General features: G+C 49.7%; 22 protein-coding genes. 13 read left to right on the forward strand and 9 right to left on the reverse strand.

All coding sequences use genetic code 11. The annotated features are described in order from the left end of the window. Positions 1 to 257 precede the first annotated feature (257 nt). Positions 258 to 1,187, forward strand: a complete 930-nt coding sequence (gene nac / locus AB3G37_RS08065; protein WP_009637243.1) for a nitrogen assimilation transcriptional regulator NAC — start codon at positions 258 to 260, stop codon at positions 1,185 to 1,187. Between the two features lie 10 nt (positions 1,188 to 1,197). On the opposite strand, the gene lsrK is transcribed toward nac, so the two are convergent. Next, positions 1,198 to 2,790 carry an autoinducer-2 kinase gene (lsrK, locus tag AB3G37_RS08070; protein ID WP_369790268.1) on the reverse strand — a complete coding sequence of 531 codons (1,593 nt, stop codon included), beginning with the start codon at positions 2,788 to 2,790 and terminating at the stop codon, positions 1,198 to 1,200. A gap of 210 nt (positions 2,791 to 3,000) precedes the next feature. Here lsrK and lsrG point away from each other — a divergent pair, with 210 nt between their 5' ends. Further along, complete coding sequence (gene lsrG / locus AB3G37_RS08075; RefSeq protein ID WP_009635294.1) at positions 3,001 to 3,294, forward strand: (4S)-4-hydroxy-5-phosphonooxypentane-2,3-dione isomerase; 294 nt, start codon at positions 3,001 to 3,003, stop codon at positions 3,292 to 3,294. Positions 3,295 to 3,561: 267 nt separating this feature from the next. Next, complete coding sequence (locus AB3G37_RS08080; protein WP_369790269.1) at positions 3,562 to 4,221, forward strand: acyl-homoserine-lactone synthase; 660 nt, start codon at positions 3,562 to 3,564, stop codon at positions 4,219 to 4,221. Here AB3G37_RS08080 and AB3G37_RS08085 read toward each other — a convergent pair. The 6 genes from AB3G37_RS08085 to AB3G37_RS08110 all read right to left on the reverse strand — a co-directional run bounded on the left by AB3G37_RS08085 (position 4,183) and on the right by AB3G37_RS08110 (position 10,004). Further along, on the reverse strand, positions 4,183 to 4,920 hold the full coding sequence (locus AB3G37_RS08085; protein WP_369790270.1) for an autoinducer binding domain-containing protein: 738 nt from the start codon (positions 4,918 to 4,920) through the stop codon (positions 4,183 to 4,185). The two genes, AB3G37_RS08080 and AB3G37_RS08085, sit on opposite strands and share 39 nt — an antisense overlap. Positions 4,921 to 5,305: 385 nt before the next feature. Beyond that, a complete protein-coding gene (locus AB3G37_RS08090) occupies positions 5,306 to 6,553 on the reverse strand; it encodes an MFS transporter (RefSeq protein ID WP_369790271.1) in 1,248 nt (415 codons plus the stop codon). Positions 6,554 to 6,731: 178 nt separating this feature from the next. Further along, entirely contained in the window at positions 6,732 to 7,577 is an 846-nt protein-coding gene (locus AB3G37_RS08095) for an amino acid ABC transporter ATP-binding protein (RefSeq protein ID WP_009635290.1), read from the reverse strand. A 14-nt stretch (positions 7,578 to 7,591) separates the two neighbouring features. Further along, on the reverse strand, positions 7,592 to 8,506 hold the full coding sequence (locus tag AB3G37_RS08100) for an amino acid ABC transporter permease (protein WP_009635289.1): 915 nt from the start codon (positions 8,504 to 8,506) through the stop codon (positions 7,592 to 7,594). Then, the gene (locus AB3G37_RS08105) at positions 8,499 to 9,062 is read right to left on the reverse strand and encodes a GNAT family N-acetyltransferase (RefSeq protein WP_009635288.1); all 564 of its coding nucleotides are present in this window, start codon (positions 9,060 to 9,062) and stop codon (positions 8,499 to 8,501) included. Before AB3G37_RS08105 ends, AB3G37_RS08100 begins: the two co-directional genes overlap by 8 nt. Before the next feature lie 15 nt (positions 9,063 to 9,077). Further along, positions 9,078 to 10,004 (reverse strand): ABC transporter substrate-binding protein, encoded by a 927-nt coding sequence (locus AB3G37_RS08110; protein ID WP_369790272.1) that lies wholly within the window; start codon positions 10,002 to 10,004, stop codon positions 9,078 to 9,080. A 246-nt stretch (positions 10,005 to 10,250) separates the two neighbouring features. Between AB3G37_RS08110 and AB3G37_RS08115 the strand changes: the two genes are divergently transcribed. The 8 genes from AB3G37_RS08115 to AB3G37_RS08150 all read left to right on the forward strand — a co-directional run bounded on the left by AB3G37_RS08115 (position 10,251) and on the right by AB3G37_RS08150 (position 20,392). Then, positions 10,251 to 11,600, forward strand: coding sequence for an LLM class flavin-dependent oxidoreductase (locus AB3G37_RS08115; RefSeq protein ID WP_369790273.1), 1,350 nt, complete (start codon positions 10,251 to 10,253; stop codon positions 11,598 to 11,600). Between the two features lie 21 nt (positions 11,601 to 11,621). Continuing rightward, positions 11,622 to 13,259 (forward strand): ABC transporter substrate-binding protein, encoded by a 1,638-nt coding sequence (locus AB3G37_RS08120; protein ID WP_369790274.1) that lies wholly within the window; start codon positions 11,622 to 11,624, stop codon positions 13,257 to 13,259. A gap of 15 nt (positions 13,260 to 13,274) precedes the next feature. Continuing rightward, a complete protein-coding gene (locus AB3G37_RS08125) occupies positions 13,275 to 14,285 on the forward strand; it encodes an ABC transporter permease (protein WP_369790275.1) in 1,011 nt (336 codons plus the stop codon). Next, positions 14,282 to 15,124, forward strand: coding sequence for an ABC transporter permease (locus AB3G37_RS08130; RefSeq protein ID WP_369790276.1), 843 nt, complete (start codon positions 14,282 to 14,284; stop codon positions 15,122 to 15,124). The genes AB3G37_RS08125 and AB3G37_RS08130 overlap by 4 nt, the downstream gene beginning before the upstream one ends. Then, positions 15,121 to 16,755 (forward strand): dipeptide ABC transporter ATP-binding protein, encoded by a 1,635-nt coding sequence (locus AB3G37_RS08135; RefSeq protein WP_369790277.1) that lies wholly within the window; start codon positions 15,121 to 15,123, stop codon positions 16,753 to 16,755. The genes AB3G37_RS08130 and AB3G37_RS08135 overlap by 4 nt, the downstream gene beginning before the upstream one ends. Before the next feature lie 339 nt (positions 16,756 to 17,094). Beyond that, positions 17,095 to 18,222, forward strand: coding sequence for an acyltransferase family protein (locus tag AB3G37_RS08140; protein ID WP_369790917.1), 1,128 nt, complete (start codon positions 17,095 to 17,097; stop codon positions 18,220 to 18,222). A 253-nt stretch (positions 18,223 to 18,475) separates the two neighbouring features. Further along, the gene (locus AB3G37_RS08145; protein ID WP_369790278.1) at positions 18,476 to 19,726 is read left to right on the forward strand and encodes an MFS transporter; all 1,251 of its coding nucleotides are present in this window, start codon (positions 18,476 to 18,478) and stop codon (positions 19,724 to 19,726) included. A gap of 9 nt (positions 19,727 to 19,735) precedes the next feature. After that, the gene (locus AB3G37_RS08150) at positions 19,736 to 20,392 is read left to right on the forward strand and encodes a DUF998 domain-containing protein (RefSeq protein WP_369790279.1); all 657 of its coding nucleotides are present in this window, start codon (positions 19,736 to 19,738) and stop codon (positions 20,390 to 20,392) included. Here AB3G37_RS08150 and AB3G37_RS08155 read toward each other — a convergent pair. Together AB3G37_RS08155 and AB3G37_RS08160 are read right to left on the reverse strand one after the other, a co-directional pair. Further along, complete coding sequence (locus AB3G37_RS08155) at positions 20,361 to 21,005, reverse strand: LysE family translocator (RefSeq protein ID WP_369790280.1); 645 nt, start codon at positions 21,003 to 21,005, stop codon at positions 20,361 to 20,363. The genes AB3G37_RS08150 and AB3G37_RS08155 overlap by 32 nt on opposite strands. Positions 21,006 to 21,127: 122 nt before the next feature. Continuing rightward, positions 21,128 to 22,012, reverse strand: coding sequence for a LysR substrate-binding domain-containing protein (locus tag AB3G37_RS08160; RefSeq protein WP_369790281.1), 885 nt, complete (start codon positions 22,010 to 22,012; stop codon positions 21,128 to 21,130). Positions 22,013 to 22,146: 134 nt separating this feature from the next. Between AB3G37_RS08160 and AB3G37_RS08165 the strand changes: the two genes are divergently transcribed. Together AB3G37_RS08165 and AB3G37_RS08170 are read left to right on the forward strand one after the other, a co-directional pair. Next, positions 22,147 to 22,515 (forward strand): hypothetical protein, encoded by a 369-nt coding sequence (locus AB3G37_RS08165; RefSeq protein ID WP_369790282.1) that lies wholly within the window; start codon positions 22,147 to 22,149, stop codon positions 22,513 to 22,515. Positions 22,516 to 22,571: 56 nt separating this feature from the next. Further along, positions 22,572 to 23,381: an enoyl-CoA hydratase/isomerase family protein gene (locus AB3G37_RS08170; protein WP_369790283.1), complete on the forward strand. Its 810-nt coding sequence runs from the start codon at positions 22,572 to 22,574 to the stop codon at positions 23,379 to 23,381. Positions 23,382 to 23,397: the final 16 nt, after the last annotated feature.

Here is a 23,397-nt window from a genome sequence, read left to right on the forward strand (position 1 = left end):
TAATTATTAGACAAATTATTTGTTATTCTTGAGTTAGATACTATCAGCCTGCCGGTTTTTTCTTATTTTATAGATGATTAGATGATTTTTTCATGAAAATTACTGAGTTAAATGCCTGATTGGCCTTGATCTTGCTTTGTTAATTAACATGTTCCGACGAACAAAGTATTCGCGGAAATTATGATAAAGACATTTTGCTTCAGTCAGGGGCAGCCCTTTTCCAGTTTCTATATCTACCAGGATCGATGGAGACAGACATGAATCTCAGACGCTTAAAGTACTTCGTGAAAATCGTCGATATCGGCAGTCTCACGCAGGCCGCAGATGTGTTGCATATCGCTCAACCGGCCCTGAGCCAGCAATTGGCGACGCTAGAAGGGGAGCTGAAACAGCAACTGCTGGTTCGCACCAAGCGCGGCGTGACACCTACAGAAGCCGGTAATATTCTTTATGCCCACGCTCAGACAATCTTGCGCCAGTGTGAACAGGCCCATAGCGCGGTAAACTGTGCCGGTCTGGCCTTGAACGGACAAGTTTCGGTTGGCATGGCACCGGGCACGGCGGCATCGCTGCTGGCACTGCCATTGTTACAGGCTGTCCGCCAACAGCATCCGGGCATCTTATTGTATTTGAATGAAAATTTTGGCAGCGAACTGACCGAGCAAACAGTCAATGGTCGTATGGATATGGCGGTGTTATACGGTAATAAAGCCATTCCGGGGCTGTCATTTGTGCCGCTGATTAAAGAAGACCTTTATCTGGTTGCGACCAATACCGTGCCTAATCCGGGCAAATATATTGAACTTAACGACGTCGCTAAACTGAATCTGTTTTTGCCACGCACTCATGACGTTTTGCGCAAGCTGGTGGATGACGCGATGGCATTAAGAAGACTGTCGGCGAAAGTGATTGGCGAAATCGAGTCCGCCAGCACGCTGACTCAGGCGATTGCCAGCGGTCTTGGCGCGACGATTTTGCCAGAATCGGCGGCTCGCGCGATTGTTGGACCAGCCAACGCCTGGATGTCTTGCATTAACAGCCCATCAATTCAGGCTCCGCTCTCGTTGTGCGTTTCCGATCATTTGCCGCTATCGCAACCGGCACAGGCAGTCCAAAAAATACTGCTGGCGCTGGTGGCGGAAGGCCGTGAGCGTGAAGAAGCCAGGCCGCTGTTGGCGGTTGGTTAATACTTAATTCTTATAGCCCTGGCGCCTTCCACATCGAGGTCGTCAGGCCGCTGTCTACCAGAGTCAACTGATCGGCATAAACCGCCTGCCAGTTGGCTTTTTGTTTTATATAAGCTTGATGATTCTGTTCATCTGGCTGATATTCCCGCTCCCAGCTCACCAACGCCTCGCCCGTTTCCGCCAAAGATGTGTAAAGGCCAGCCGCCACGCCTGCGGCAATCGCACAGCCCAGCGCCGTAGCCTCTTTGACTTGTGGAACTTTTACCGGTTTGCCGGTCACATCGCTGAGGATCTGGCTCCATAACTTGCCTTTGGAACCGCCTCCGGCAAACACCAGAGATGACGCTTTGACGCCGGAAAATCCGGCAATCAGCTCTAAATTACAGGCTGAAACGATCGCTGCATTCTCCTCTAAAGCGCGAAATAAGGTCTGTCGATTGCACCGTTGTGGATCAATCGACAAATTAATAAATGATGGCGCGGCGTGATACCAGCTCTTAAAGTGCATGGCATCGGAGAAAATTGGCGTTACGCCCCACGATCCCACCGGTACTCGCGCAGCCATATCCTCGAGTAGGCTATAGGTATCGACGCCAAGGCGTTCGGCAAGCCCTTTTTCCTCTGAACAAAAGGCATCGCGGAACCAGCGCATGGTGAGTCCGGTGAAGAAACTGATGCATTCCGCCTGTGCCATTCCGGGGATTACGTGCGGATTAATGCGAATATTCATTTCCGGATCGGTAATCGGGCGAGGAAGATTGACCACCTGTTGCCAGAATGTGCCGCCTAGCACCGCCGTTTGTCCAGGATGAACCAAACCTAATCCTAGCGAGCCGAGCTGGACATCGCCACCGCCGACACCCACTGGCGTGCCGGCCAGCAGTCCACATTGTTCGGCACTTTGTGCAGTAATCCTTCCTAATCGGCTGCCGGTTTCCAGCACCGGCGACAGGATATCGGCGCGTAAACCCGCCAATTCAAGCAATTGCGGATGCCACTGCCGGGTCTCGAGGCTGAGCATGCCGGTAGTTCCGGCGTTGGAAGGATCTACCGCGAGCTCGCCGGTCAACATATAGGCGAGCCAGTCGCTGATCATGGTCAGGGTTGCCGCCTCGCGATAAATATCGGGCCGATGATGGGCCAGCCACAGCAGGCGAGGCATGGCGCCCAGCGCCAGCGTTTGTCCCGAATGATGATAGGCTTCCCGTTCGAACTCGCCGTCGTGGATTTCTTTGAGTTCAATGACCTCGCGACTGGCGCGAGAATCCACATTGGCACAGGCCCAAATCGGCTCGCCCGATTTGTTATAAAGAACAATCCCTTCGCGCATTGAAGAGGCCGCTACCGAGGCAATAGCGGATGCGGGAAGCTGAGCGGCGGCCAATGCCTGACGAATACAGCGACAGGTAAGCTGCCAGTTTTTTTGCAGATCAAACTCCATGGATCCCGGGACGTCAGACAGCGGATTGTGCTGCCATTCAGTCTGACCAACGGCAATCTGCTGTCCTTCAAGAGAAAAAATCACCGCACGAATACTGCCAGTGCCGGCATCGAGCGCCATAAGATATGAGGCATGGTTAGACGTGTTTCTTAATAAGCTCATTATATTTTCTCTTTAGACTGAGCGCAGCTTGCCCTTAATTAATACTGGGCGCAGATCCGCTGGCATAACAATTATTTGCGCGGAAAGTTTGTTAATTGTGATGTAGCTGGCATTTCCATCATCGATGGCAAAGCACAAATTATTACGCAACTAGACTTTGTGTATTAATCACTGTGATTGTCATGTGACTGAAACGATAAGGAGAGAGAGATGGAAGTAACGATGGTCGAAATCAACGTAAAAGCCGATAAAATTGACGAGTTTTTAAGCGTGTTCAAACTCAACCATCTTGGTGCTTTGCAGGAACCAGGTAATTTACGCTTCGACGTTTTACAAGATGAAAATATTGCGACCCGCTTTTACATCTATGAGGCCTATCGCGATATCGCAGCGGTCAACTTACACAAGAAAACGCCTCACTATCTTGCCTGTGTCGATGCGCTTGAATCGTTGATGACTGAGCCACGCAAGAAAACCAGCTTTAAGGGGGTCTATCCTGAATAGAGTGGCAAGAAAGCGGCTGTATGCCGATCTTTGTATGGGTTTAAAGTAATATAATTAACTGCTATAACACGCTGATCTTCTACTGCTGAAGGATCGGCGTTTTTATTGTTAATTACATAACTAATAAATATATTCATGTTGTGAATGTTAAGTGTCTTTTCTAATTTTAGTTAATATATTAAGGTTTTTTTTCTGGCTGTTAATATAATACTCAGATATTGTTTTTGCGTATACAAGTAATATCACTACGTAATGGAAGACGCAAAAATGTTAGAATTTACCGATGTAAAATATGAAGATTTATCCAGTGAGCAATCTAATGAAATTTACACCGTAAGAAAAGCTGTATTTAAAGACAGGCTTGACTGGAAAGTAAACTGTAGTGAGGGAAAGGAGTTTGATCAGTACGACAATAGTAAAACAACTTACATTTTTGGCCGGCAAAATCAATCTCTCATTTGTAGCCTAAGGTTTATAGAAACCCGGCACCCCACGATGATTATGAACACTTTCCTTCCTTATTTTAAAAATATTCATATCCCTGACGGTAATTTTTTAGAATCGAGTCGGTTTTTTATTGATAAAGATAGGCTAAAACAATCGACAGTTTGTAATGAGCCAGTTTGCTTAATGCTTTTTTTGGCTAAAATAAACTATGCCCAGTCACGCGGCTATGAGGGAATTTACGCCATTGTAAGCCACTCTATGTTGAAAATAGTTAAGATGTCGGGTTGGAAAATAGATGTGGTTGAGCGAGGCATTTCTGAGAAAACAGCCGCTGTTTATTTGATATTTATGCCGACGGACAAACTGAATCAACAGATTTTGATTAATAATATACAGCAGCAAAGCTGGTTACGTAGCGATACCTTAGACTCCTGGCCTTTATCATTCCATCCCAAAGAGCAGTGGAGTAATAAGATGTAGCTCATTCGCTATCTTGATACCTTGTCGAATGTTATTGACTCCCATTTTTTTAAGCGCATTGCCGGTATGAAATTTCACTGTAGGTAGTTTTATATCAAGTATTGTTGCTATCTCATTATAAGTTTTGCCCAGACTGGCATAATAAAGGACTTCATTTTCACGTTTTGAAAACACTTGAGAGATGTCGTCCTTATCGGCAACCACCGGCGTGTCATTATAAAGTGAGATCAGTTTGTCGTGGACTTTCAGCAACAACATTTGCAGATGCTCTTTGTGTGCGTCAAAGATAAAATCCGAATGGCTTTTATCTTGTGCGTTGGTCATTAATGAAAGTATGGAAAGATTATTGCTGGGGTCGTGAACCATAAAAGTGTAGCCGCTGATAATATTGTAATTTTTAGCTATATTAAAAACTTTTGGCAGTTTCATACTGTAATTTATCATGATATTCTCATCCCATGAGAAAGGCAGGACGTGATTTAATGCTGTAATTAGTACGGGGTCAGTAAGCTGATATTTATTTTTGGCATAGAGCTCGAACCAGGCATCTTTATTAGTAATGATTGTGAGATCTATGGGGTTTTTTTTATTCATTATTCCATAGGCATAGTGAATTCCTTGATAAATGCTTAATTGTTCATTCAGCGTTTTTTTAATTTCTTCATTAATGGCCAAGTTCTTAAAGCTAGAATGTCTCATTATGAAAGCCTATTGAATAAATATATTGAAACTATAATCTATTTCCAGGTGCGAAAGAACAAGAAATTTCATGGTTTTAAAAAATCAAATAAAAATTTACGACCTGATGTTAAATGTTAATTAAATTGATGCCAGTAATTAGATTGTTATTGGAAAATAGTCATCACAATGAAAAGCACTGTATGCTGCCAAACTAAAAATTTAGGCGGCGATCAAATGTTTGATGTATTGGTCGTTAGAGACAAGTTGGAGCAGCCCTAAAAATGGCCTCGGGACTGAGGCATTTGATAAAGTTATTTTGTCGCGCGGGTCAGACCCTTTAGACTAATTTTCATTTGGCAGGGTTCTTTGAATTTGCGAACGGCTTTGAAATCTGCAACGGATTTTAAATCTGTCGTGGGTTTTTCTTCTGCTGCATGATGGCATAGATTCCGACCAGCGCTGCCAGAAAACCTGAGGCTGCACCCACGCCCAATGACCAACGAGGCCCACAATTATCTGCTACCCAGCCAACAATTGGGGCACCAATCGGCGTTCCACCCAACGCGACGCCTACCCGCAGCGCCATAACTCTGCCGCGCATCGCCGGTTCAGTCGAGAGCTGCATCAGGCTGCTGCTGGTATTCATAAAGGTCAGAGCGGCGATGCCAATTACCACCAGCGCGGCGGCAAACAGCCAGTAATCCGGTGCGATTGCCGCCAGCAGACAGCCGATGCCAAAAACCGTCGAACCCACCAGCAGCGAGCTAAATTTGGGGCTTTCTCGACCCGCTGCCAATAGTGCGCCGGTAATAGTTCCTATCGCCATAAATGATGAGAGAAGGCCGTAGCCACGCGCATCGGCATGAAAAACGCCGACTGCCATGGTCGACAGGAATATTGGGAAATTCAGCCCGAAGGTGCCGATCAGAAATAGCATTATCAATGAGGCTTTGAGGTCATCACGAGCCCATACGTAGCGAAATCCTTCGCTAAAACTGCCCCGCGTGCGCAACGCCCTGGCACGGGTATGTAAATCTTTGACGCGAAATAGTGACAATGACACAAGCACGGCGACGAAGCTGATACCGTTAATCAAAAAAGCCCAACCGGTACCTACAGAGGCGATGGTTAGGCCAGCGATAGCCGGGCCGACCATTCGTGCGGCATTAAACGAAGTTGAGTTCAGCGCTACCGCGTTCGATAAATCGGCATCGCCAACAAGTTCTGCAACGAAAGTCTGCCGTACCGGCGCATCAAAGGCTGAAGCGCAGCCGAAGACAAAGGCAAAGATATAAACTTGCCACAGTTGCACCACGCCGCAGACGGTAAGTAAGCCCAGCAATATTGCCAGCACGCCCATGGTTGCCTGAGTCAGCATCAGCATCTTGCGCTGATTGAAATGGTCGGCAGCAAAACCGGTCCACGGCAGCAACAGAATTTGCGGGCCAAACTGAAGTGCCATGACCGTTCCCACGGCCGAGGCATTGTGGTGGGTTAGCTGAGTCAGTACCAACCAGTCTTGTGCCGTCCGCTGCATCCAGGTGCCAATGTTGGAAACCAGCGAGCCGGCCGCCCACACCCGATAGTTGAAGATACGCAGGGAACGGAATATGCCTTTTGCGGCACGCGAACCTTCTACAGCACCAGTCATAAAAGTTGTGTTCTGATAAACATCGGAAAAAGCAGAGGCATGCAAGGTGGCCTTTAATGATGAGCGAAAAAATGAGGTCAAAAGGGAGGATAGTGATAACCACATGATTGAGCAATATTAAAAAATGTATTGCTCAATCATCTTTTAGGCAAAAAATAGGGGGGGGATTTAGAAACGGTTACAACACTTTTTCCAGAAAACGACGGGTACGCTGATGGCGTGGGTTATCCAGTACTTGCGAGGCGCTGCCGGTCTCTACCACTGAACCATCAACCATAAACACCACGCGATCCGCCACCTGGCGAGCAAAGCCGATTTCATGGGTCACCACCACCAGCGTGACGCCAGAATCTGCCAGCTTTTTGATAACGTCGAGCACTTCGCCGACCAGCTCTGGGTCCAGCGCCGAGGTGGGCTCGTCGAACAGCATGACTTTAGGGTTCAACGCCAATGCGCGGGCGATAGCAATACGTTGCTGCTGTCCGCCAGAAAGATGCCGTGGCCAGGCGTGTGCCTTGTCGCGCAGTCCTACAGTATCGAGCAACTCATACGCGCGCTCAATCGCCTGTTTGCGTTTAAATAAACCGTGAACGATCGGCGCTTCAATAAGATTGTCCAACACGGTCATATGCGGAAACAGGTTAAAGTTCTGGAAAACGTAACCACAATGGATTCGCTGTTTGAGAATGGCTTTTTCTTTAAGCTCGTAAAGTTTGTCACCTTTACGACGATAACCGACATAGTCGCCATCGATTTGAATAAAACCCTCATCCACTCTTTCCAGATGATTAATAGTGCGCAGCAGAGTAGATTTTCCTGAACCCGAAGGCCCTAATATTACTGTTACCGTGCCTGGCTCAATGGACAGGCTAACGTTATTCAACGCCTTGAAAGCACCATAGGATTTACTGAGATTATTAATTTCAATTCGTCCGACATTCTGCGCATGACGGGTTACGCGTTTAATGGGCCGGGGCGCGTCTGGCGCAGGGCGATTAACAAAGAGATCAAAAGCTTCAGACATATTTTCGCTCCTGTTTAAGGTCGGGTTGCGCGCCATTGCAGCAGGCGTTGCAGAGGAGTCAGGGCTACCTGACGCATAGTGCCGCGAGCAAAATACCGCTCAACGTAATATTGCAATACCGAAAGCACAGTCGTTATCACCAGATACCAAACGGTTGCCACCATCAGCAACGGAATGACCTGCTGCGTGCGGTTGTAAAGTATCTGCACGGTGTAAAAAAGTTCCGGCATGGAGATGACGTAAACGATAGCCGTGCCTTTGGCTAGACCGATTACTTCGTTAAACCCGGTTGGGATAATCGCCCGCAGCGCCTGTGGCAGAATGATGCGGAAAGTGCGGCGATAAGACGGTAAACCCAGCGCGGCGGCGGCTTCGTGCTGCCCCTGTTCAACACCAATAATACCGCCGCGAATAATCTCGGCCGTATAGGCTGACTGCACCAGCGACAAGCCAAGCACGGCAACGGTAAACTGGTCCAAAAGATCGACTGTAGGATGTTTGAAGAATTCAATATTGGTGAATGGGATGCCCAGCGACAGGTTGTCGTACAAATACGAGAAGTTATAGAGAACAATGAGCACCAGTAACAGCGGCAGCGAACGAAATAGCCAGATGTATCCCCATGCCAGCGAATTCAGTAAATAAGATTTTGATAAACGAGCCAGCGCCAGCAAGGTGCCAAAAATAATGCCAAACACCGTGCCGAGCAGGGTGAGTAGCAGCGTTCTTGCCAGGCCGGATAATATCACCGGCTCAAAGAAATACTGCCTGAAAACGCCCCAGTCCCAACGAGGATTTGTCGCAATTGACTGCGCAATCGCCAACAGAATAAAAATGGCGAAAACGGCGCCCAGCATTCGCAGTGGATAACGGGCCGCAACGACCTTAAGCGGAACCAAAGGAGCAGAGCGCGGATTGACATCAGTCATAGGCCTTTTCCTTCAACGCATTAACCACCGCGTTTTCTTCGACTGCCTGCTCGATTGAGGCGGCAATCGCACTCAGCGGTTTCAGAAAGCGCAGGCGACCATCGTAAGGCGGTTTAGAAAATATTTCACGGTCAAGGGTGATATCGAACTGTGGCTCATAACCTTGTGAAAGATAAAGTTTCACTGCTTCCGGCTGGCGGAAACCGGTAGTCAGAAATACACGGTTATAGCCTTGCTCAAACGCCAGTCGTTCCAGTTCCTGTACCACTTTTTTCGCCAGACCCTGTTGGCGCAGCGTGGCGTCGGTCCAAATGCGTTTCAGCTCGGCGGTATTTTCGTCATAACGTTTATACGCACCCATGGCGATAGGTTGTCCATCGCGCAGCAGCACAATGAATACCCCGTCAGGCGCAGCATAAAGGCTGGCCGGATCAACCTCTTGATTATTGCTGAAAAAGTCAGCGTACCGCGCTTTGTATTCACCAAACAGACCCTGAATAATCGGCACTATCAATGGGTCATCAGGCGTAGTGTGAATAAATTTATCTTGGCTCATAGGTTTTTCCTGCAATCAGTCGCCGAGTCCCGGCGGGTTAATCTCAGAATGATCAATCTTCTCGACGCTCTCACCCCAGCGATCCAGCACTTGCAGATAGCTGCCGTTGGCAATTGCGCTGTTGATTGAGGCCTGAACTGCATCAACCAGCCCATTGCCTTTTTTAATTGTGAAAGCGATGTTGGCGGTTTTCGGCCAGCCGCCCGGTACGATACCGACCAGTTTGGTGTTGCCAGTGAGTTTGGCGCGATAGGCGTAAGCTACGTTAGGACCAAACTGAGCATCGGCGCGCCCGGACTGAAGAGCCAGCGTTGCGGCTGCATCGTCGGTCACGTATATCGGCGTGAACGGCTTGAGGCCCTTGGCCTGATTTTCTTTATCCCAGGCCAGCAGCACAGACTCCTGATTTGTGCCGGAGCCGACAATAATGCGTTTTCCGGCAATATCCGGCGCAGACTTGATCGACGTAATTTTACTGGTGGATTTCACGTAAAAGCCCAGCGTGTCTTGGCGATAGGTCGCGAAATCGAATTTGGTTTTACGATCCCTGGTGACGGTAATGTTGTAGGCCGCGGCGTCATACTTGCCTGAGGTCACGCCCAGCGGCCAGTCTTCCCACGAGGCCGGAACCAGTTTGACCTTGAGGCCTAGCCCGTCGGCGACCAGGCGAGCGATATCTGCCTCGCTGCCAATCACCGTTTTATTATCACGAGCGAAAAGGCCAAAAGGCGGTGCGCTGCCCAGAACTGCAACCGCAACGGTTAAATATCCGGGATTGACGAATTTAAAGTTAGTCGGAATTTTTGCCGCGGCTTGAGCATTTTTAGGCGTATCAATGGGCTTTTCATTGGCAATCAGATCAATACCGGTATTCGCTGCATTTGCCAGCGAAGAAATAGTCATTAGCACGGCGATGGCGGTTAATTTTTTGTGATGCGTCATTGTTATTATTTGTCCAGTTAATTAACTCATTGAGCTGTTGATTTCACTATTCCCGAGGCTTAACCCGAAGTAAAACAACAAAATTAACTATCCAAATTGAGAAAATGAAAATGGGCGCGAATTAAAGGAAATAATCTGGAAATGCTTTAGCTAATTAGCTGCATTGGTTGTGACGTTTAAGTATTTAGTGTGCTCGGGGTTTTATGGAAATATCAAATAAATCTCTCTGTAATAAGGATGCTTACCATGAGCCAATCGAAGAAAAGTATTAAGCTGGGCCTGATGCTGCACGGAGCAGGCGGTCATATGAATTCATGGCGTCATCATAAAGCGCCAGCGGATGCCAGTGTCAATTTCCCTTATTTTCGTGAACTGGCCCTGCGCGCCGAAGCGGCAAACTTCGATTTCCTGTTTGTTGCCGATGGTCTGCATATTAATGAAAAATCATTGCCACATTTCCTGAACCGCTTTGAACCGATTGCGCTGCTGTCCGCACTGGCCTCTGCTACCCAGCGCATTGGTCTGGCAGGGACAATTTCCACCTCCTATAGCGATCCTTTTACCGTGGCTCGTCAGTTGGCGACGGTTGATAACATCAGTCAGGGGCGTGCAGGCTGGAACGTGGTGACTTCGCCGCTTGCGGGCTCGGCCAGGAATTTTGGCAAGGATCACCCAGAACATTCCCTGCGTTATCAGATTGCTGAAGAATATATCAGCGTGGTGCAAGGTCTATGGGATTCATGGGAAGACGACGCCTTCACCCGCGACCGCGAAAGCGGGGTGTTTTTCGACGCCTCCAAGCTGCATAAGTTGAATCACGAAGGGCGTTTCTTCTCGGTTGAAGGGCCACTGAACATTCAGCGTTCCCCGCAGGGACAGCCGGTTATCTTCCAGGCGGGGGCCTCGGATACCGGGATTGGACTGGCGGGTAAATCTGCCGACGCGGTGTTCACCAATGCCCGTACCCTGGAAGAAGCGCAAGCTTACGCCGCCAAATTGCAGAGTGAAGTGGCGAAAAACAATCGCCATCCGGTGGGCATTTTCCCGGGTATTAGCCCGATTGTGGGAACAACGGCCGAAGAGGCCGAAGAGAAATACCAATATCTGCTTTCATTATTGTCGGTTGAAGATGCCCTGGCCTATTTAGGGCGCTTCTTCGATCACCACGACTTCTCGCAGTATCCGCTGGACGGTCCGTTCCCTGACGTCGGCAATCTGGGGCAAAACACCTTCCGCTCTACCACCGATCAAATTAAACGTCGCGCCAAAGAAGAGAATCTGACCTTACGTGAGATTGCTTTTCAGACCACATTACCGAGAGGCGAGTTCTTCGGCACACCTGAGCAGGTGGCGGAGACCTTTATTCGCTGGGTCGAGGAGGGGGCGGCAACCGGCTTTATCATCAGCGGGCCGGTATTGAACGAAGCGCTTGATGATATCACCCGTTTAGTGCTGCCTATTCTGGCCGATCGCGGCTATTGGCACCCTTCTACGGAGGCCAAAACGCTGCGTGAGCGTCTGGATATTCCGTTCAAATCCAATCGCTATTCGCAGAAAAACAAAATTCGCGAGTCCACGAGCATTGTGGCCAAGTAATTGAATAATAAGGATAGGGACGTGCAAGAGTTTTCAAATACCTCTCTGCGGACGGGATCGCGACTGCGGCGGCTGGTTTTTCCATTGCTGATGGCTTCTGCGCTCACCGCCTGTGATAAACCGGAAGCAGCCTCGGCCAGCAATAAACCTGCTGCCGATACGCCGCATTCTGGCGGGACTCTGTTGGTGGCTATCGATACCGATCCTAACTGCCTGGATCCGCAGCAAGTCGGCAACAATAACTCGCTCAATATCGGGCGTCAGTTAACCGATTCCCTCACCGATCAGGACCCGCAAACCGGCAAAATCGTGCCATGGCTGGCGACCCAGTGGCAGGTCAGCGATGACAACCGCAGTTTCAGCTTTACGCTACGCGATGGCGTAACTTTCAGCGACGGCACGCCGTTTAACTCGCAGTCGGTGAAGGACAATCTAGAAGCCATCGTCGCGATGGGCGCGCGTTCTTCGCTGGCCTCGACCTATCTCAAGGGCCTGAGCAGTATTGAAACGCCGGATGCAAAACATGTGGTGATCAAATTTGTGCAGCCAAATGCGCAGTTTCTGCAGGCAACCTCGACCATGAGCCTCGGTTTCTTCGCTAACTCTACCGTGAAGGCGACGGTGGATGCGCGCTGTCAGGGTAATCTGGTGGGTACCGGTCCGTTTGTGCTCAAGACTTTTGTGCATAATCAGAAAGTCGATATTACCCGGCGTCAGGGCTACCAGTGGCCGTCGTCGCTGGCGCAGCATCGGGGCGACAGCTATCTCGACGGCATTGAGTATCGCGTGGTGCCAGAGTCTGGAGTGCGTTTCGGCAGTCTTGTCTCGGGACAGTTAGACCTCAATGCCGGTGTTACGCCTCAGGATGAGCCGCTAATTTTGGCAAAAAAATTGCCGATCATCGCGCGAACCAATCCGGGACTGGTTTACAGCCTGTTTCCGAATCAGTCGATGCCGCTAATGGCCGATGAGAGCGTGCGAAAGGCGCTGAATCTGGCCATCGACCGCGCCGCCTTGCAGCCAATTTTGTCGCGCTATCAGGCACCGGCCAGCTCGGTACTGGCGAAAACTACGCCGCTGTATCAAGACCTCGGCAGCCAGTTGAAATATGACCCACAGGCTGCTGAAAACTTGTTGAATAAAGATGGCTGGGTGAAAGGCGCGGACGGGGTGCGCGTCAAAGGTGGCCAGCGTTTGAGATTTACCCTGACTTACTGGCAATCCGCACCGTTTATCGAGTTGGTACAGCAGCAACTGAGGAAAGTCGGCATTGATATTCAGTTGGATAAAGCACCGATTGGGCAAGTGATCGCCCGGCAGTCCAGCGGTTCGCAGGAGGTGGAGTTCTATAATCTGACCCGTTCCGACCCGGATGTACTGCGCACGGTCTTCGATGCGGGTCCTGGCGGGCGTAATGTCAACAAACGGGCAGCGAATCAGATTGATAGCGCGCTACAGCAGTCAAGTCAGACGTTGGACAATGACAAGCGGCAGCGACTGGTCAGCGACGCGGCCAAAGGACTGATTGCCGACGGTGATGCCATTCCGCTGGTGGAGCTGGCGACGGTGATTGCCACTGGCAATAACGTTCACGGCTTCCGTTACGACGCTTCATCGCGTTTCCAGCTGTATGACACCTGGCTTTCACCGAAATCGTAAAAGGATAGGGCGCACATGACTGACAAAACCTGGATTTCCGATAATCCAATCGACAAAATCAACGCCAGCGGGCCGCGCGTCCACTGGCTTGTCAAGCGGGTGTTGACGAGTCTTGCCGTGCTGTGGGCGGCCTATACGCTGACGTTTCTGATCCTCTACATTTTGCCGTCAGACCCCGTGACCATCATGCTCAATCAGGGAGAACAGAGCACGGTGGATATCGCGCAGGTTAACGCGCTCAAGGCGCTGTATCACCTCGATGAGCCTTTCTATATACAGTACGCGTGGTCAATTTGGGACCTGCTGCACTTTGATTTGGGGCGCTCGATTGTCAGTGGTGATCCGGTGACGCGTTTAGTGTTACAGGCATTACCGCCGACCCTGTTGCTGGCATTGTGCGCCCTTACCGTAGCAATTATTGTCGGCGGGGGATTAGCCGCCGGGGTCAGTGTATTGCCCGCTGGCCGACTTAAATCGGCATTTTTGGCATTGCCCTCTCTGGGGGCGGCGCTGCCGACTTTCTGGCTCGGTTTGCTGCTGTTGCAGGCCTTCTCTTTCAGTCATGCCTGGTTCCCGGCGATGGGCAATCAGGGATGGCAATCTCTGGTGCTGCCGACGTTAACGTTAGCCGTTCCAACGGCGGCCATGCTGGCACAGGTAATGAACCGCTCGCTGGCCGAAGTGTGGCGGCGGCCGTTTATTGACGCGCTGCGTTTAAAAGGTGCCAGCACCGCGCATTTATTATGGCGACATGTCTTGCCCAACGCGGCGATCCCGCTGCTGACGTTGACCGGCATGATTTTCGGCCATCTACTGGCTGGCGCGGTGGTCACGGAAACCATTTTTTCGCGCGAAGGACTGGGCCGACTGGCGCAGGGCGCGGTCTCGACTCAGGATATTCCGGTAGTGCAGGGCGTGGTTCTGACCGCTGCGATAGTCTTTGTGCTGGTGAACTTTGTGGTCGATCTCCTTTATCCGCTGCTCGACCCGCGTTTAGGCAGCCTCTCGGCAGGAGGTGGCAAATGAGTCTTATTCTGCCTGGTGAACGGGCGCTTACCTCGCGTCGGCGTTTAGCCTTTACGCTGTGGTTGAGTCTGGCGGTATTACTGGTGGTGGCGCTGTGGGCTATGGTTCCCAGTGTGTTTAGTCATCAGGACCCACTGGTTGGCGATCCGCTTGGCGCATTGCAGGCACCTTCGGTTTCACACTGGTTTGGAACCGATCATCTGGGGCGCGATATCTACAGCCGCACGGTTTACGGAACCGCACTGACCTTGAAAGCCACACTGTTTTCAGTGGCGATAGCGTTAGTGGTTGGCGCGTCAATCGGCGTCATTTCCGGCTACGTGGGGGGGCGAACCGACCAGCTGTTTATGCGCATTATTGAGGTGCTGATGGCGATACCTAATCTGTTGCTGGCAATGGCGATTGTCACCGTTTTAGGTTTTGGGACACTGCACATTGCTGTCGCAGTAGGACTGTCATCGGTAGCCACTTTTGCCCGCCTGTCGCGAGGAGAGGTGTTACGCAGCAAGGTCAATTTGTTTGTGGAAGCCGCGCGCGCCGGAGGTGTCAGTCATCTGACTATTGTACGCCGTCACATCATTCCTCATGCGCTGGCACCGGTGCTGTCACTGGCTGCGCTGGAGCTGGGTTTTGCGCTGCTGTCAGTGTCGGCGCTGAGTTTTCTTGGCTTCGGTGCGCCACCTCCGCAGCCGGAATGGGGGTTGCTTATTTCCGAAGGCCGTAACTACATTGCGGCTGCCTGGTGGTACACCACGTTACCGGGTTTGATTATCGTGTTTGCCGTGCTGGCAACTAACCGGGTCGCTGGATTTATTCAAGACCGAGCGGAGGAACAATGAGCCAGACAACAAAACCGGTACTGCTGTCAGTGGAACAGCTCAGTATTGACTATGCCCTCAAGAGCGGAGAAATGCTGCGGGCGGTGGAAAAACTCGATCTACAGCTGGCTGCGGGAGAAGTGTTGGCGATTGTTGGCGGCTCCGGCTCGGGCAAGTCCACGACTGCCTCGGCATTGGTCGGACTGCTGGGCAAGCAGGCACGGCGCACAGAGGGTACGATTCGGCTGGATGGCGAAGCGCTTGAGAATATTAGCCAACGGCGTTGGCAACAATTACGCGGGCTGGAAATTGGTTTTGTCCCTCAAGATCCGGGCCAGTCGCTTAACCCTATTCAGTCTATCGGCAAGCAAATGCTCGAAGCACTGACTTTGCACGGTGTCAGCAAAAAGCGGGCCGTGGCGCGGGTGGAAACTCTGTTGAATGAAGTGGGGCTGCACGATGCTCATCGTGTGTTGCACAGCTACCCACACCAACTTTCCGGCGGAATGCGCCAACGCGTACTCCTGGCGATGGCGATGAGCCATCATCCAAAACTCATTATTGCCGATGAACCGACCAGCGCTCTTGATGTGACCGTGCAAAAACAGGTGCTTGACGCGCTTGAATCCATCGTGCGCAGCAAGGGAATTGCGCTGCTGTTGATAACCCATGACTTACAGGTGGCGCTGGAGCGTGCCGATCGCGTAATGGTGATGCAGCACGGAAACGTTGTAGAAACCGGCCCCGCCGCTGCGCTGTTTAACCAGCCGCGCCATGCTTACACCCGCCAGCTGTTGCAGTCTTCACCCGCTTTTTTTGAGGTGCCGCGCCGCCCGTTGTTAAAAAATAATCTACCCTTACTGCGCGCCAACCAGCTGAGCAAGCGTTTTGTTTCCAGCGGTGGCCAAAGCCATTTTATTGCCGTGGACAAGGTTTCTTTTCCGGTCATCCGTGGCGGAACCACTAGCTTGGTGGGGGAGTCTGGCTCTGGTAAATCGACCACCGTGCGTATGTTGTTAGGGCTGGAAACTCAAGACAGCGGCAATATCGAGTTCGACGGTGAGGATTTCAGCGCCCCCAGCCGCGCCAAACGACTGGCATTTCGTCGTCGAGTGCAAGTGGTGTATCAAAATCCCTATGCGTCGCTGAATCCGAAAATGACATTGCTTGAGATTATTACTGAACCGCTGATGGCTTTTCGTATCGGCTGTCGGCACAGTCAGCGCGAAAGAGCCGAGTGGCTGATGGACAGTGTCGAGCTGCCGCGGCGATTGCTGGATGTACGCCCTACGACATTATCCGGCGGCCAGCGACAGCGGGTCGCGATTGCACGAGCGTTGGCCATTTCCCCCGAGCTGGTGGTGCTTGACGAACCTGTCTCGGCGCTTGATGCCGCAGTTCAGTCGCAAATATTAACTTTATTGGACCGTCTGCAGCGCGAGTTAGGCTTGAGTTACCTGTTTATCTCTCATGATCTGGCGGTTGTTAAACAGATCTCAGACTATGTGGTGGTTATGCAACAGGGGAAAGTCGTCGAGCAAGCAGCGGTACAGCAAATTTTTGACCATCCCCAAACCGACTACACCCGCCAACTTTTGAGTCATATTCCTGGCAGAAGTCAAACAACGGCGGCGTTAAGTGCTGCGGGTTAAATATTTCCCCTCCACACAGTCGGCAATGAGATTGGGCTGCATGATCTGACTTTTTTATTTGTGAGTCAGATCATAATTCCAATAAACACTACCCGTCCCCTCTCTTTACTTTTATATAGAAGTTAGCTACCTACAGATTGGTTTTAACCCCTGTTCAAACTATTTACTCAGTAAACATTAATAATATTTGCTATTTTTTTTGTTAAGAATGATAGTAACCCTCTACACACAGCAAGTAGTTTAAAAGCATTTTATATTCTTAAGCTATTAACCGTTTTCCATGACAATTATAAAAGTTAGTTTAGCCCTTACCAAAATGATAAGGGGTATTTTTTGTTGATGTTATTTGCGGCTCAATTTTTTGAGAAAATTTGCGCTGTATTTTTTGAGAACACCATAAGCCAAGGGAATTGCACTTTCAACTCTGTTGAGAGTTATGCCTATTTATTATTTATCAATAACCTGGCGGATTATAAAATAGTGAAAAATAACAGTATAGATAGCGTTAAGCTACTGTTCTCTATTACCGTGGTTATTATGCACGGTTTTCTTTTGGATGTTCGCCACCCAAGTTATCTAACCGGATTATTGACCAATGGTTTTTTTATAACCGCAGTGCCGTTTTATTTTATTGTCAGCGGTTATCTTTTTTATAAAACCATTATAAAATGCCATGTCAAAAAATGGTATGTTCACATCATCAGAACTTATCTGATCTGGTCAACTGTTTATGCTTATACCCTGCTAAACATCATTCAGCTAACCGACGCCAGTCCTTCCCGCAAGTTTTATCTCATTCTCAGAGCCGAGCTGACTGGTGTAGTGCATCTCTGGTTCATTCCTTCGCTGATTACGGCATCATTACTTTGTTATTTGCTCAGAGGAGTTATTGAACAAAAAACTAAAGTCGTGATAGTCATTATTGCCTTAATTTGGCTTTTAGGGGTTGCGTTAAACTGGCGACTTTTGCTGATACACAGCCTGAATTGTTTTTGGTATAAAAATGGTTTTTTTTATGGTGCTCCAATGTTTTTTCTGGGTTTTATATTTTCTCGACACGAGACAACAATACTTTCCAGAGTTGTTGATTTTAAAAAATGGATTACATTTTCAGCGTTGCTTATTATTGCCGAGTCGTTGATTACCACTTCGGTGATCAATAGCTTAGAAGGAGCACTCGCTAATTCGATGGATATGATGATGACCACGCCACTGCTATCTTCATTCGTTTTCATCGGTTGTATGAAAAAACCGGGTCTGAGGATTCTGAACGGCATGGAGCGGTTGCTGTCCACTTTTATATATTACTCGCACATATTATTCCTTGGCCTGATTCTATGGTTTTTTTCAGCAGTAAACATGCCGTGGTCAAATTTAACTCGTGATATGGTAATAACCGGATTCGCACTCGTTTTAATATTTATTATCGGCTTGGTATTTAAAAATAAAGTACGACAAATCATCTAAATAGTAGTTTTTCTTATGTTTCACTGACGCGCAAGCAAGTTCAGTTAACGGATAAAATCGAAACCTTCTACCGGCATGATGTTGCTTGCTAACTCCGCAATTTCCCTACCTTTTTAGGGGGCAAAGATCTTCAGTGCTATTTTTACTTTGGTAAACTGATTAAGTTTTAAACTTGTGATTTATTTATGGTAAAAGTGATGTCTTGAATAGCGTAATAACTATTAACTGCATAACTATTTTTCAGGGATTTGCCATGCCTCCTCCTTCCGTTAACTCGGACTCGCTGCTGCAACACCGCTCTTTCGTCGCGTTCTGGATTGCTCGTGCCTCTTCAAGCTTTGGATTCCAAATGCTGACCATTGCGGTGAGCTGGCAGATTTATTCTCTGACCGGACGCGCATTTGACCTCGGACTGATCGGACTGGTGCAATTTTTCCCTTCCGTTGCTCTCGCGTTGGTTGCCGGACACGTTGCGGATCAGTTCGATCGCCGCCGAGTGGTTGTTTTGGCTCAGTTTATCGAAGGGTTGGCGATTTTCGCGCTTGCTGCGCTCACGCTAACTCAGCACGTCAATGAAATCGTGGTGCTCGGATTATTGTTTGTGATATCCGTTGCCAAGGCAATGGAAGGACCATCGCTGCTTTCGATGCTGCCTGCGCTAGTGCCACCAAAAATTTTGCCGCGCGCGATGGCGGCCAACAGCGTTGCCGGGCAGGCCGCGGGTATGGTGGGTCCGGCTATCGGCGGCCTGCTTTATATTGCCGGCGCGCAGGTGGTTTACGCCATTTGTGGGCTGCTTTATTTTATCTCGGTGCTGATGGTCAGCCGCCTGCGCTACGAGCAAGCACCGCCGCGCCGCGTTCCTGCGACCTTCAAAACTTTATTCGCCGGGATCAGTTTTATACGCAATCGCCCAGACGTGCTTGGGGTTATCTCGCTGGACTTGTTCGCGGTACTACTGGGGGGGGCAACGGCACTGTTGCCGATTTTTGCCCACGATATTCTGCATACCGGCCCTTGGGGATTAGGCATTCTGCGCGGAGCTCCTGCTGTTGGCGCACTGCTGGTCGGTTTTTGGTTGAGCCGACGCGCATTATCGCGCAACGTTGGCATGATCATGTTTGCCGCCGTGGCCGGATTTGGTGTGGCGACGATAATTTTCGCGTTGTCGAATATGCTGTGGCTGTCGATTCTGGCGCTGTTTGCGCTGGGCGGATTCGATATGATCAGTATGGTTATCCGTGGGTCACTGGTTCAACTTGATACCCCTGACGACATGCGCGGTCGCGTAAGCGCGGTAAATTCAATATTTATCAATACTTCCAATCAGCTCGGAGAATTTGAATCAGGGATGTTGGCAGCATGGCTAGGCGCAGTTCCTGCAGCGGCAGTCGGTGGTATAGGTACACTGGTGGTCGTAGCTCTGTGGATGAAAATGTTCCCCGGCCTGCGTCGACGCCAAAGATTGGAAAATGATCCACCAAACACTGAAATAGTCGCTTAATAGGAATCTATGCCGAGACTCAACGGTTGGCAACAAACAGGCGCGTGGTGTTTTAGCCTGGGCGGAATACAGTATCTGCTGGCAGAAAAAATAACAGCGCTAGGCTGGAGTAACCCTGCCTATTTCTACAGCAAAAATTATATCAGCGACTTGGGTATTCCTCTGTGTGGCCAGACGGCAGATGGCCGTGATATTTGTTCGCCGCTGCACGCAGTGATGAATAGCGGTTTTGCTATTGAAGGGATTTTATTTGCACTTGCCTGTTGGTTGCTGGGTGGGGTATTTAACGGGCGCACCCGCAGTCTGTTTATTTTGGCAGGTTTGCTGCATGGGATTGGCGGGGTATTGATTGCCTGTTTTCACAGCGGCACGGCCAGCAGCGGAATAACCTTGCATCAGGTAGGCGCAGTGATGGCTATCGGCGGCGGTAATTTGTGCTTGATCGCCGCTGCATGGTTAATGCATACCAAGGCCGGGTTTGGCCGCTATGCCTGGTTAACCCTGTTCCTGGGTGGTGTCGGGTTAGTGTGCATGTTTTCTATTACCTCCGGTAAATATCCGATTGGCATCATCGAACGCGCTTCGGTATATCCGATCACCTTCTGGCAAATTCTGACCGGATTTTTTTTACTGATTAAATCCCGTGAGTCTGGCGCAGAGAAATAAGAAAACCGAGTGCGAACAAGGTATAGAAACAGCCACAGATAATATCAAATACGCGTCTGTTACGGCCCAAAAATGCTTCTGCCGAGCGTGCGGAAAATACTATGGCATAAAGGCTAAATATCATCATACCTAATATTGCGCAGCTGCCTATCAGCACAAAAATGCTGCTTTTGGGGGCGGTTGCCCCAAGGCTGATGCTAGTGACGGCAAACCAGCTGAGTACAGCTTTGGGGTTAGTCAGGTGAATACTGAGACCTTGCAAATAAAACTCCAACGCGCTGCCTGGCTGCTTAGAAAATTTTCGAGCTAACAGCGGTTTATTATCTATTGCTTTCTTGATTGCTTTATAACCTAGCCAGAATAGATAACAGGCACCCACCAGTTTAAGCGCGATAATAAAATAGAGCGACGAGGCCAATAAAGCCGAAACGCCGATCCCTGTTAATACTCCCCAGCAAATCGACCCGCAGATAACCCCCGATGCCAGCATTAAGCCGGCTTTCCTGCCATAGTTCATTGCCGCATTGGCGATAGAGAGGTTTGCGGGGCCTGGTGTTGCCGTGCCGACGATGTAAATGATGATGCCGGTAAGAAAGGTTGAAAAACTAATCATAGCTATCCCTGTGCTGTTATAAGTTTTAATTCATATTAATTAGCCAGGAGAATTTAAATAAGACACAGATTGGAATTTTTTTAACCGTACAGTATTCACGGCTCGAAGCTATCCTCGGTTTATCACTTAAGATTTTCTATAATCCAGGCCTTAAATGCCTGCACATCGGGTCGCTGAGCTTTGTCTTTGCTGGTCACAAGGTAATATTTTCCGCCGGGAAGCGCGTGTTTGAACGGAACGGCAAGAATACCTTTATGAATAAAATCTCTGGCTAATAAACTGCTGACGATAGCAACGCCTTGCCCGGCAATTGCCGCCTGAATTGCGTGAGTTTCATCGCTAAAACGCAGCCCTGCGTCGATATTCAGTGACAGCGGCCCATAAAGTTTGCGCCAGTGCGCCCAGTCCGGAGAAGGTTGGGGGATGTGGCGATTTTCGACATGAAACAGGGTGATTGCCGAAAGTTGTTCGAGCCGTTTTAAGCCGAGTGCCGGGCTGGCGACCAGTATAAAAGCGTCCTCATACAGCAAGGTTGATTGCAGCCTGCAGTCTGCCGACATGCTGTAGCGAATCGCGACGTCCACGGATCCTTGCTCTAAATCCACCAGCTCGACGCTGGTATGCAGCCGCAAATCCAGCTCGGGTATGCTGGCTTTCATTGCAGCAAGGCGCGGTACCAACCAATGAGTCAGGAAATTTGAGGTGGTGGTTAATGTCAGGGCTGGCGGCAGCTGAGCGTGATAAATATCATCCACCGCGTCTTGCAGATCGGCAAAAGCGCGCTGGGTTGATTGCTGCAAACGTTGGCCTGCGGTGGTCAGCGTAACTTCCCGTGCGCTGCGTACAAAAACTGCTGTCCCCAGCGACTCTTCAAGAATCCGGATTTGATGGCTAATGGCGGTGGGTGTCACGCCAATATCCTCAGCGGCGCGTTTAAAACTTTTAAATTTCGCCACGGCATCGAAAGCTTCTAGGGAACCCAAAGGCGGCAGGCGTTTATGTTTCATGATGAGATATTTTCATCCATGGCTGAAATCTATGACTTTGATTGCCCTAAATTAAGCGATGTATTCTGGTATTACAAGATGAGATGGATGAGTAATGCTTATCCATTGCTAGCGAGCCACCTGAGAATATCTTTATGACAATGCCTCTCCATAAACATCGCCAACAGCATATTGTAGAATCGCTTCATTCAGACATAAGGCGGCAGTATTGGTCGTTGCTATCCTCATTTTTAATGATTTTGGCGACCGTCAGTCTGCTGCTTGCCGGATTCAGCTGGGTGATAAATGGCCTAAATGCGGTTTTTACTCATCTGGCCAACGGGTCTACAACGGTATTATTGCTGCTAGTGTGGATGAATGAGAAATACAGCCCGCAGCCGCTGATTAATCTCCGGCTGCGTTTACAGACCCGAGAACTGGCGGCAGAGTGGGCTAATATTTTGTATTCCATCTGGGCATGGGTGGCGGTCATTCTGTTGGCGTTGAATTTTTGCCTGTCTTGAGGCGAAAGAGAACGGTAATATTCATCCTATCGACCCAAAAGTTATTCAGGAACTTTATGAGCTTTGCCAACGTCTCTTTTGACTACCAAAAATTTCAAGCTTTGATTGTCCAACCGCTCAGTGAGCAGGTGATGTTGGTGACGTTAAATCGGACACAGGCGCACAATGCTTATAATGCAAACATGGTCAGCGAGCTTGGACAGATTGTGGCTTTTACCGAGGCGACGGTGGCAATTAAAGTGGTGATCCTGACCGGCGCGGGGGAGAAAGTTTTCTGTGCCGGGGCAGACCTTAAAGAAGCGTTTATCGACAGTGGTAAAGGGTTGCTCAACGCGCACGGTGGCTATAATCCGTTGCAGTATATGCCGCGCCGCAAGGTGTGGATTGCCGCACTCAATGGCCATGCTTTCGGTGGCGGTCTCGAGCTGGCTCTGCACTGCGACCTGCTGGTGGCAGAAGAAAAGGTACAGCTGGCGTTACCTGAAACCCGCCATAGTCTGCTGCCGCTTGGCGGTGGAATTACCCAGCTTGCGGCATTGCTTCCCGCGCCGATAGTGAAAGAAATGATCCTGGCCGGTGGCGTATTGGAGGCAAATCGCGCATACAGTCTGGGGTTGATTAATCGCGTGACCGACAGCCAAAATCTGTTGTCCGCTGCCTGCGAATTGGCCGAGCAAGTGACTCGCAATGCCCCGTTGGCGGTGCAGGCTGCCAATACTCTACTCGAGCACTGTCTTCACGGTGACCCTGCGACATTGGCAATCCGCATGCAGCAAGAGCTTGAACAGTTACAACAAAGCGAAGACTTTACTGAAAGCAGTCAGGCGTTTAAAGAAAAACGAGAACCGCTGTGGAAAGGGAAATAGAAAAATGGCGCTGAAA

This window comes from Rouxiella sp. WC2420, from assembly GCF_041200025.1.
Taxonomy (GTDB): Bacteria; Pseudomonadota; Gammaproteobacteria; order Enterobacterales; family Enterobacteriaceae; genus Rouxiella.